Origin of the sequence: Flavobacterium sp., assembly GCF_031423415.1 — a bacterium.
Taxonomy (GTDB): domain Bacteria; phylum Bacteroidota; class Bacteroidia; order Flavobacteriales; family Flavobacteriaceae; genus Flavobacterium.
This window is the reverse complement of the sequence record NZ_JANPFL010000169.1, coordinates 1-9474: the sequence shown is the minus strand read 5'-3', so window position 1 is coordinate 9474 and position 9474 is coordinate 1. Positions and strand designations below refer to the sequence as shown.

14 protein-coding genes are annotated in these 9474 nt (G+C 38.7%); all 14 read left to right on the top strand.

All coding sequences use genetic code 11. The annotated features are described in order from the left end of the window. Positions 1–230: 230 nt before the first annotated feature. The 14 genes from RMO83_RS14440 to rpmC all read left to right on the top strand — a co-directional run bounded on the left by RMO83_RS14440 (position 231) and on the right by rpmC (position 9397). On the top strand, positions 231–1292 hold the full coding sequence (locus RMO83_RS14440) for a ketoacyl-ACP synthase III (protein WP_310560403.1): 1062 nt from the start codon (positions 231–233) through the stop codon (positions 1290–1292). A 228-nt stretch (positions 1293–1520) separates the two neighbouring features. After that, positions 1521–1901: a 30S ribosomal protein S12 gene (gene rpsL, locus RMO83_RS14435; RefSeq protein WP_124744417.1), complete on the top strand. Its 381-nt coding sequence runs from the start codon at positions 1521–1523 to the stop codon at positions 1899–1901. Positions 1902–1915: 14 nt separating this feature from the next. After that, positions 1916–2386: a 30S ribosomal protein S7 gene (rpsG, locus tag RMO83_RS14430; protein WP_310560402.1), complete on the top strand. Its 471-nt coding sequence runs from the start codon at positions 1916–1918 to the stop codon at positions 2384–2386. Positions 2387–2389: 3 nt separating this feature from the next. Beyond that, complete coding sequence (fusA, locus tag RMO83_RS14425; RefSeq protein WP_310560401.1) at positions 2390–4492, top strand: elongation factor G; 2103 nt, start codon at positions 2390–2392, stop codon at positions 4490–4492. Between the two features lie 12 nt (positions 4493–4504). Then, positions 4505–4810, top strand: coding sequence for a 30S ribosomal protein S10 (rpsJ, locus tag RMO83_RS14420; RefSeq protein ID WP_013685556.1), 306 nt, complete (start codon positions 4505–4507; stop codon positions 4808–4810). Between the two features lie 83 nt (positions 4811–4893). After that, complete coding sequence (gene rplC, locus RMO83_RS14415; RefSeq protein ID WP_310560400.1) at positions 4894–5508, top strand: 50S ribosomal protein L3; 615 nt, start codon at positions 4894–4896, stop codon at positions 5506–5508. Then, positions 5508–6134: a 50S ribosomal protein L4 gene (gene rplD, locus RMO83_RS14410; RefSeq protein WP_310560399.1), complete on the top strand. Its 627-nt coding sequence runs from the start codon at positions 5508–5510 to the stop codon at positions 6132–6134. The genes rplC and rplD overlap by 1 nt, the downstream gene beginning before the upstream one ends. Positions 6135–6144: 10 nt before the next feature. Further along, positions 6145–6435 (top strand): 50S ribosomal protein L23, encoded by a 291-nt coding sequence (gene rplW / locus RMO83_RS14405; protein WP_310560404.1) that lies wholly within the window; start codon positions 6145–6147, stop codon positions 6433–6435. Between the two features lie 13 nt (positions 6436–6448). Next, positions 6449–7276: a 50S ribosomal protein L2 gene (gene rplB, locus RMO83_RS14400; protein ID WP_310560398.1), complete on the top strand. Its 828-nt coding sequence runs from the start codon at positions 6449–6451 to the stop codon at positions 7274–7276. Positions 7277–7279: 3 nt separating this feature from the next. After that, positions 7280–7558, top strand: a complete 279-nt coding sequence (rpsS, locus tag RMO83_RS14395; RefSeq protein ID WP_310560397.1) for a 30S ribosomal protein S19 — start codon at positions 7280–7282, stop codon at positions 7556–7558. 19 nt (positions 7559–7577) lie between these two features. Then, entirely contained in the window at positions 7578–7973 is a 396-nt protein-coding gene (gene rplV / locus RMO83_RS14390; protein WP_310560396.1) for a 50S ribosomal protein L22, read from the top strand. Positions 7974–7980: 7 nt separating this feature from the next. Continuing rightward, a complete protein-coding gene (gene rpsC / locus RMO83_RS14385; protein ID WP_310560395.1) occupies positions 7981–8739 on the top strand; it encodes a 30S ribosomal protein S3 in 759 nt (252 codons plus the stop codon). 26 nt (positions 8740–8765) lie between these two features. After that, on the top strand, positions 8766–9194 hold the full coding sequence (rplP, locus tag RMO83_RS14380; protein WP_310560394.1) for a 50S ribosomal protein L16: 429 nt from the start codon (positions 8766–8768) through the stop codon (positions 9192–9194). 8 nt (positions 9195–9202) lie between these two features. Then, a complete protein-coding gene (rpmC, locus tag RMO83_RS14375) occupies positions 9203–9397 on the top strand; it encodes a 50S ribosomal protein L29 (RefSeq protein WP_310560393.1) in 195 nt (64 codons plus the stop codon). The last annotated feature ends 77 nt before the right edge of the window (positions 9398–9474 follow it).

Below are 9474 nucleotides of genomic sequence, written 5' to 3'. Positions count from 1 at the left end.
TATTTCTCTACCTATCAGTATGGGACAGATTCTTATCCGCTAGGCGAATTCTTTCATTTGGCAGTCACTATCTCCCGAGCAAGTGGGGTTTCATTTTTTGTAAAATTAGTAGATTCAACTATACCATATCGAATTAAGTTAAGATTGACAGAGCTTTGTATCTATTTGACATTTTAAATAACTACTTTTGGCTCACTATTGCTACTGTAAGAATAAATGACATATTTAAGATGAACAGTAAAATTACAGGCGTTGGATGTTATATTCCAGAATTAGTAAAAACAAACAAAGATTTCATGCTGCATCAGTTTTATGATGAAAAACAGCACCTAATTAATTTAGCTCCAGAAGTTATTGCTCAAAAATTCGAATCTATAACTGGTATTCAAGAACGAAGATATGTTTCTGCAGATATGCAATGTTCTGACATGGCAGCTTTTGCTGCCGAAAAAGCGCTGTCAGATGCAAACTGTGATCGCGAAACAATTGATCAAATTATTGTTGCCCATAATTTCGGTGATGTAGTAAAGCATACTATTCAAACAGATGCCGTTCCTGCAGTTGCATCTCGAGTGAAACATAAATTAGGAATCAAAAACCCAAATTGTATTGCTTACGATATATTATTTGGCTGTCCTGGTTGGTTACAAGGAATGATTCAAGCGCACGCTTTTTTACAAACGGGTGTCGCTAAAAAATGTTTGGTAATAGGTGCAGAAGCTTTAAGTAGGGTTTTAGATCAAAACGATCGTGATAGTATGATTTTCGCTGATGGTGCCGGAGCAGTTATTATTGAGTCAACAGTTAATGAGGCAGGTGTTCTTTCCTTTAGTATGCAAAGTCATTGTCTGGAAGAGCTAGATTATTTGAATTTAGGTAAATCAAATTACCCAGAATCTGATCCGCGCATTCGTTTCATTAAAATGAAGGGAAGAAAAGTGTACGAATATGCAATTAAGCATGTTCCATTAGCAATGAAAGAGTGTATTGATAAATCAGGCTTGACGATTACGGACATAAAAAAAATATTTATTCATCAAGCAAACGAAAAATTAGACGAAGCAATTATCCGCGAATTATACAAGTTATATGGACTTTCAGAATTCCCCAACGATTTAATGCCCATGAATATTCATAAATTGGGAAATAGTTCTGTTGCAACAATTCCAACTTTATATGCTATGGTTAAAAACAAGGAAATTGAAGGTTTTGAAATCAACGAAGGCGACGTGATACTTTTTGCATCTGTTGGCGCTGGAATGAATATTAATGCGATGTGTTATCGGGTTTAAATAACTCCGATTCAAATTGTTTAAAATCAACAAAATCATTTTCGGCTTTTTATTTCAAATTTTGAGTTGATTATTCTAATTTTTGAAATAATCAACACTAAATTGTTCAAAAACAGCACTTTTTTCACATTTCATTTGCATCCTACGAATAAGTTCGTATCTTTGCACCCCTCAAAGTGCGTTTTGAGGAAAGATTATATTTATTAACAAACAAAATTTGAGTACTGTATGCCAACTATTCAACAGTTAGTGCGAAAGGGAAGGACTGCGGTTGTAAAGAAGTCAAAGTCAGCAGCTTTAGACTCTTGCCCACAGCGCAAAGGAGTATGTGTACGTGTGTACACAACAACGCCCAAAAAGCCGAATTCAGCGATGCGTAAAGTAGCGCGTGTTCGTCTTACCAATGGTAAGGAAGTAAATGCCTATATCGGAGGAGAAGGCCACAATCTACAAGAACACTCTTTAGTGCTTGTAAGAGGTGGTAGAGTAAAAGATTTACCAGGGGTTCGTTACCACATCGTTCGGGGTGCGGAAGATACAGCTGGTGTTGAAGGTCGTTCACAACGTCGTTCGAAGTATGGAACTAAGCGTCCAAAAGCGAAAAAATAATTAAACTTTAAGAAATGAGAAGAAGAAAAGCGAAGAAAATAGCCATACTCCCAGATCCAAAGTTTAATGAGGTTGTTGTAACTAAATTCGTCAACAATTTAATGTACTCTGGAAAGAAAAATTTGGCTTTCAAAATCTTTTACGATGCTTTAGAGATCGTAGATAAGAAAATTGAAGATACTGACGGTTTGGATGTGTTCAAAAAAGCACTAGACAATGTAACTCCATCTGTGGAGGTGCGTTCTCGCCGTGTGGGTGGAGCAACATTCCAAATCCCAACTCCTGTTCGTGAAGGACGTAAGCAATCATTAGCTATGAAATGGTTAATTGGTTACTCGCGTAAAAGAAACGAAAAATCTATGGCTGGTAAATTAGCTTCTGAAATCATCGCTGCTTCGAAAGAAGAAGGTGCTGCTTTTAAAAAGAAAGAAGATACTTTACGTATGGCTGAAGCGAATAAAGCGTTCTCACATTTTAGATTCTAAGTAATGGCAAGAGACCTTAAATTCACAAGAAATATTGGTATCGCTGCACACATTGATGCAGGGAAAACAACAACAACTGAGCGCATTTTGTACTATGCAGGTGTAAATCACAAAATTGGTGAGGTACATGATGGTGGTGCAACAATGGACTGGATGGAGCAAGAGCAAGAGCGTGGTATTACCATTACTTCTGCTGCTACAACAGTTAACTGGAAATACAGAGGCGACAATTACCACATCAACATTATTGATACTCCAGGACACGTTGACTTTACCGTAGAGGTAAATCGTTCATTGCGCGTTTTAGATGGTTTGGTGTTTTTGTTTTCAGCTGTTGATGGTGTTGAACCACAATCTGAAACAAACTGGCGCTTAGCGAACAATTACAACGTTCCACGTATTGGATTTGTAAACAAAATGGACCGTCAAGGTGCAGATTTCCTTAATGTTTGCCGCCAGGTAAAAGAAATGTTAGGATCTCAAGCTTTGCCATTGCAAATCAATATCGGTGACGAAGACAATTTCAAAGGAGTAGTTGACTTAATTAACTTCAAAGGAATTGTTTGGAACGAAGATATGGGTATGACTTTCCAAGAAGTGGAAATTCCAGCTGATATTATCGATGAAGCAAGAAAATTAAGAAGTGAATTACTTGAAGCTGTTGCTGAATTTGACGAAACTTTGATGGAGAAATTCTTCGAAGACGAAAATTCATTAACTGAAAGAGAAATCTTAAATGCATTGCGTGCAGCTACAATCTCTGGAAAAGTTGTTCCAATGATGTGTGGTTCTTCTTTTAAAAATAAAGGTGTTCAAGCAATGTTAGACATGGTAATGGAAATTCTTCCATCTCCAATGGATGTTGAAGGAATTGTTGGAATTAACCCTAAAACAGACGAAGAAGTAACTCGTAAGCCATCTTATGAAGAGCCATTCTCTGCTTTAGCATTTAAAATTGCAACAGATCCTTTTGTTGGTCGTTTGTGTTTTATTCGTGCGTATTCTGGAGTTTTACCTGCAGGTTCTTACGTATACAATACGCGTTCAAACAATAAAGAACGTATTTCTCGTATTTTCCAAATGCACGCAAACAAACAAAATCAAATTGATGAGTTAGGTGCAGGTGATATTGGAGCAGTAGTTGGATTTAAAGACATCCGTACAGGTGATACACTTTGTGCTGAAGGTCATCCAATTGTTTTAGAATCAATGAATTTCCCTGAACCAGTAATTGGTTTAGCAATCGAACCGAAAACACAGGCTGATGCTGACCGTTTATCGAATGGATTGAATAAATTGTCTGAAGAAGATCCTACATTCCGTGTAAATACGGACGAGGAAACTGGTCAAACAATTATCTCAGGAATGGGTGAGTTACACTTAGAAATTATTGTTGACCGTTTACGTCGTGAGTTCAAGGTAGAAGTAAACCAAGGTGCGCCTCAGGTTTCTTATCGTGAAAACATTTCTGCAGCGATTGAACATAGAGAAGTGTACAAAAAACAATCTGGGGGTCGTGGTAAATTTGCTGATATTTTAGTTAAAATTTCTCCACAAGACAATCCTGAAAAAACAGGTCTTGAATTCGTTAACTCAATTAAAGGTGGTAACATTCCGCGTGAATTTATTCCTTCTGTTGAAAAAGGATTCAAAGAATCAATGAAAAATGGTGTTCTTGCAGGCTTCCCTATTGAAGCAATGAAAGTAGAATTAATTGATGGTTCATTCCACGCAGTCGATTCAGATTCATTGTCATTCGAATTGGCAGCTAAAATGGCTTACCGTGCTGCGTTGAAAAACTGTCGTCCACAATTGTTGGAACCAATCATGAAAATTGAAGTGGTTACTCCAGAAGAAAACATGGGTGATATCGTTGGTGACTTAAACCGTCGTCGAGGTATGATTCGTGGAATGGATGATCGTGCTGGATCAAAAGTGGTTAAAGGCGATGTTCCTTTATCAGAAATGTTTGGATATGTAACGCAGTTGCGTACAATGTCTTCAGGACGAGCAAGCTCATCAATGGAATTCTCTCATTTTGCAGAGGCACCAAGAAATGTAGCTGACGATGTAGTAGCAAAAATTAATGGAAAAACTTCCGCTTAATACAAACGAGTAATGAGCCAGAAAATTAGAATTAAATTAAAGTCGTACGATCATAACTTGGTTGACAAGTCGGCTGAGAAAATCGTTAAAACGGTTAAAGCAACAGGAGCAGTAGTTAGTGGTCCAATTCCACTTCCAACGCACAAACGTATTTACACAGTATTGCGTTCTCCACACGTTAACAAAAAAGCGCGTGAGCAGTTCGAATTGTGTTCTTACAAACGTTTGTTGGATATTTACAGTTCTTCATCTAAAACTGTTGATGCGTTAATGAGATTAGAATTACCTTCAGGGGTAGACGTAGAAATTAAAGTATGATAAAATTTCAGTTGGTTTGCAATGCATTGTTAACCAACTGAAATAATTCGCTTTGATAATTAATAATTAATAAATAGGAAAGCATGCCGGGAATTATTGGTAGAAAAATCGGAATGACTAGTATCTATAGTGTCGAGGGTAAGGCAACACCATGCACAGTAATAGAAGCTGGTCCTTGTGTAGTAACGCAAGTTAAAACGCAAGATCGAGATGGGTACGAGGCTATTCAATTAGGATTTGGAGAGCGCAAAGAGCGCAACACTCCATCTGCTTTGAAAGGTCACTTCAAAAAAGCAAACACTACACCAAAATCAAAATTGGTTGAGTTTAAAGGCTTTGATGGACTCAATCTTGGAGATGTGGTAAATGTAAACATCTTTGAAGAAGGTGAATACGTTGGTATCGCAGGAACATCAAAAGGGAAAGGTTTCCAGGGTGTTGTTAAACGTCACAATTTTGGTGGTGTTGGACAAGCAACACATGGTCAGCACAACCGTTTACGTGCACCGGGTTCAATCGGAGCATGTTCGTATCCAGCACGTGTATTCAAAGGAATGCGCATGGCGGGTCAAATGGGGAACAAACGCGTTACAGTAGAAAATCTAGTGATTTTACGTGTTTTGTCTGAAAAAAACATAATCGTAGTTAAAGGTTCTATCCCAGGACCTAAAGGTTCAACCGTAACAATCGCGAAATAATGGAAGTTAAAGTAATTGATAGCAAAGGAAAGGCTACTTCCAAAAAAGTAACCTTGTCGGAAACAATCTTTGGAATCGAACCAAATGATCATGCAATCTATTTAGATGTAAAGCAACACTTAGCGAATCGTCGCCAAGGAACGCACAAATCTAAAGAGCGCGCTGAAATTTCAGGTTCAACTCGAAAGTTGAAAAAACAAAAAGGAACAGGTGGTGCACGCGCAGGTAGTGTTAAATCTGGTACTCGTGTAGGTGGAGGTCGTATCTTCGGACCGCGTCCACGTAACTATACCTTCAAATTAAACATCAAATTGAAACGTCTTGCACGTAAATCTGCTTTCGCTTATAAAGCAAAAATGGAATCAATAGTTGTTTTGGAGGATATGGCTCTTGCAACACCAAAAACAGCTGAATTTAAAGCTGTATTAGCAAGTTTGAACTTGACAAATGAAAAGGTGTTGATGATTGTAGGTGCAGGAAATGACAATGTTTATTTGTCTTCTCGCAATCTGAAACGCGTGAAAGTTGTTAGTGCTGATTCAGTTAATACATATGATGTATTGAATGCTAGAAAAGTAGTTCTAACAGAAAGTTCAATTGAAGTAATCGAAAAGATTCTAAACTAATATAGTGATGATCAATATTATTAGAAAACCAATTATTACCGAGAAAGCAACAGCTGGAAATGAAACTGGCCGTTTTACTTTCGAAGTAGATCGCAAGGCGAATAAATTGGAAATAAAAAAAGCTATCGAAAAAATGTACGGTGTGAATATCACAGATGTACGTACACAAATCTATGGTGGCGGTAAATCCTCTGTTAAATTTACTAACAAAGGTGTCGTTGAAGCTCCTTCACGTATTCGTAAAAAAGCGATTGTGACTGTAGCTACAGGAGAAACGATTGATTTATTTAATAACTTTTAAGTTTTAACCGAAAATGGGTCTTAAAAAATTCAAGCCTACAACTCCAGGGCAAAGACACAAAATCAACACAACTTATGCTGATGTTACAACGAACGTTCCTGAAAAGAGCCTCGTTACAGGAAGCATAGGGAAGTCTGGTGGTCGAAATAACGATGGTCGAATGACTATGCGTTATATGGGTGGTGGACACAAGCAAAAGTACCGTATTATCGATTTCAAACGCGATAAACATGGTGTTCCTGCTACTGTGAAAACTATTGAGTACGATCCAAATCGTACTGCGCGTATTGCGCTTTTATTCTATGCTGATGGTGAAAAAAGATACATCATCGCTCCAGAAGGATTAAAAGTTGGTGATACGGTTGTTTCCGGAAAAGGAGCTACTCCAAATGTCGGAAACACACTCTTTTTATCTGATGTGCCGCTAGGTACAGTAATTCACAACATCGAATTGCACCCCGGAAAAGGTGGAGCAATCGCTCGTGGAGCTGGAACTTATGCACAACTGAACGCTCGTGATGGTCGCTTTGCGATTATCAAATTGCCTTCTGGCGAGACGCGCATGATCTTAGTTACTTGTTTAGCAACAATTGGAGCCGTTTCAAATGGTGAGCATGCGTTGGTTGTTTCTGGTAAAGCAGGTCGCTCTCGTTGGTTAGGACGTCGTCCACGTGTTCGTGGTGTTGTAATGAATCCTGTCGATCACCCAATGGGTGGTGGTGAAGGTCGCAGCTCCGGAGGTCACCCTCGCTCACGTAATGGTATGCCAGCAAAAGGATACAAGACACGTTCTAAAACGAAGTATTCTCAGAAGTTTATTATTGAAAGAAGAAAGAAATAAGGTATGAGTCGTTCATTAAAAAAACCCCCTTTTATACACTACAAGTTGTCTAAAAAGGTGGATGTAGCACAAGAAAGCGGAAGCAAAGCAGTGATCAAAACTTGGTCACGAGCAAGTACAATCTCTCCAGATTTTATTGGATTGACGTTCGCAGTGCACAACGGGAATAAGTTTATTCCTGTGTTTGTAACAGAGAACATGGTAGGACACAAATTGGGTGAATTTTCTCCAACGCGTAACTTCCGTGGTCATGGTGCCAACAAAAAAGATAAAAAAAGATAGTTAATAATATTCAAGTGACATGGGCGCTAGAAAGAAATTAAGAGCTGATAAAATCAAGGAAGAAAACAAGTCAATTGCTTTTGCAAAGTTGAATGATTCTCCTATTTCTCCAAGAAAGATGAGATTAGTTGCAGATCTTGTTAGGGGATTAGAAGTTAATAAAGCTCTAAACATATTGCAACACAATGCAAAAGATGCATCGACAAGTTTATCCAAGTTATTGCGTTCAGCAATTGCTAACTGGGAAACGAAAAACGAAGGCAAAAGCATTGAAGAGGAAGTATTAGTGGTGAAATCTATTGAAGTAGGTAGCGCGGGTATGTTAAAACGTATCCAAACTGCTCCACAAGGTAGAGCTTACCGAGTTCGTAAAAGATCAAACCACGTGACCATCGTTGTAGATGGTTCTAAATAATTAGGAAATGGGACAAAAGACGAATCCAATTGGAAATAGATTAGGTTTCATCCACGGATGGGATTCTAACTGGTATGGTGGTAATAACTACCGTGACAAAATCGTTGAGGACGATCAAATTCGCAAGTATTTGAGCGCCCGTCTATCTCGAGCGAGCATTTCGAAAATCATCATCGAGCGAACCCTCAAGCTCGTTACTGTAACAATCAACACGGCTCGTCCGGGTGTGATTATCGGTAAAGGTGGTCAAGAAGTGGAAAAATTGAAAGAAGAGTTAAAGAAATTGACGAAAAAAGAAATTCAAATCAATATCTTCGAAGTGAAACGTCCAGAATTGGATGCACGCTTGGTTGCTGATGGAATTGCTCGTCAAATTGAAGCTCGTATTTCTTTTCGTCGTGCTATCAAGATGTCTATTGCTTCAACCATGAGAATGGGTGCAGAAGGTATCAAGGTAAAAATTTCAGGTCGTTTGAACGGTGCCGAAATGGCGCGTTCAGAGATGTACAAAGATGGACGTACTCCGTTACATACGTTCAGAGCTGACATCGACTATGCTGTAGGTGAGGCATTGACTACTTACGGTCTAATCGGTATCAAGGTATGGATCTGTAAAGGTGAAGTTTACGGTCGTCGTGATCTTTCTCCAAATGTAGGAATGGCAACAACAGGTGCTAAAGGTGGTTCAAACACTGGTGGTGCTCCTGGAAATCGTCGTCCGGCAGGAAGAGGTGGGAACCCGAATAACCGAAACAAAAAAAAGTAATTAATCCATTTTAAAATTTTCGAAAGATGTTATCTCCAAAGAGAACCAAATTTAGAAGAGTCCAAAAAGGACGTAGTCGTGGCCAAGCACAACGTGGCGCTACCATTGCGTTTGGTTCATTCGGACTCAAAACATTGGAGCCAGGATGGATTACATCACGCCAGATTGAAGCTTCTCGTATCGCAGTAACGCGTTACATGAAGCGTGAAGGTAAGGTGTGGATCCGTATTTTCCCAGACAAACCAATTACCAGCAAACCAGCTGAGGTTCGTATGGGTAAAGGTAAAGGTGCTCCAAGTCACTGGGTGGCTGTAGTAAGACCAGGTCGTATTATGTTTGAAACTGATGGTGTGTCGTATGAAATTGCGAAAGAAGCACTCCGTTTAGCTGCACAGAAATTACCGGTTAAGTGTAAATTTATAGTACGTAACGATTACGTTGTACCAACTAAATAATAGAAACAATGAAACAACAAGAAATCACAAAACTTTCAGTTGAAGATTTGAAGAAACGTTTAGCAACAGCAACGGAATCTTTGGCTAAAATGAAATTAGGACATCATGTGACTCCACTTGAGAATCCACTTCAAATTCGTCATGCTCGTCGTTCGATTGCACGTTTAAATACTGAATTAACAAAACGCGAAAATCAAGCGTAAGCTTGATTATTAAATCAAACGAGATATGGAAAAGCGTAATTTGAGAAAAGAAAGAGTAGGGGTTGTTACTAGCGATA